The organism is Rhodobacter sp. TJ_12, from assembly GCF_020023995.1.
Taxonomy (GTDB): domain Bacteria; phylum Pseudomonadota; class Alphaproteobacteria; order Rhodobacterales; family Rhodobacteraceae; genus Rhodobacter.
This window is the reverse complement of sequence record NZ_NRRD01000066.1, coordinates 1-637: the sequence shown is the minus strand read 5'-3', so window position 1 is coordinate 637 and position 637 is coordinate 1. Positions and strand designations below refer to the sequence as shown.

The following is a 637-nucleotide window of genomic DNA, read 5'->3' as shown; positions in this document are numbered from 1 at the left end:
CATCATGGCTGATGCGCTGGTCATAGAACTCAAACAGCGTATCGTCATCGACCAGAATGTCGCGGCGACGGGATTTATGTTCAAGCTCTTCGATTTCGGCGCGTAGTTTGAGGTTGTCGCGGAAAAACGCATGGCGCGTCTGCCAGTCGCCTTCCACCAGCGCGTGGCGAATGAACAACTCGCGGCACAGGGCCGGATCAATCTGGCTGTAGTTCACGCTACGGGCAGCCACGATCGGCAAACCGTAAACCGTCACCTTCTCCGTTGCCATCACCGCACCCTGCGAACGTTCCCAGTGCGGTTCACTGTAAGAACGCTTGATCAGATGCTGGGCGACAGGCTCTACCCATTCCGGATCGATACGCGCCGCGATGCGCCCCCACAGGCGGCTGGTCTCCACCAGTTCAGCCACAATGGCCCATTTCGGCGGCTTTTTGAATAAACCGGAACCAGGGAAAATAGAGAAACGCGCATTGCGGGCACCAGTGAACTCCTGTTTATCGGCATCTTTCATCCCGATATGCGACAGTAGCCCGGTCAGCAATGCGATATGGATTTCGCGGTACTCTGCCGGTTCACTGTTCACCGGGATCCCCAACTCTTTCACCACCTGGCGCAGTTGGGTATAGATATCCTG

Annotated in this window: 1 protein-coding gene; it reads right to left on the bottom strand. The window is 56.4% G+C overall.

What is annotated here, in order from left to right:
* The coding region (locus CKO11_RS17190) for a DUF3418 domain-containing protein (protein WP_223641530.1) at positions 1-637 on the bottom strand (637 nt) is incomplete at both ends.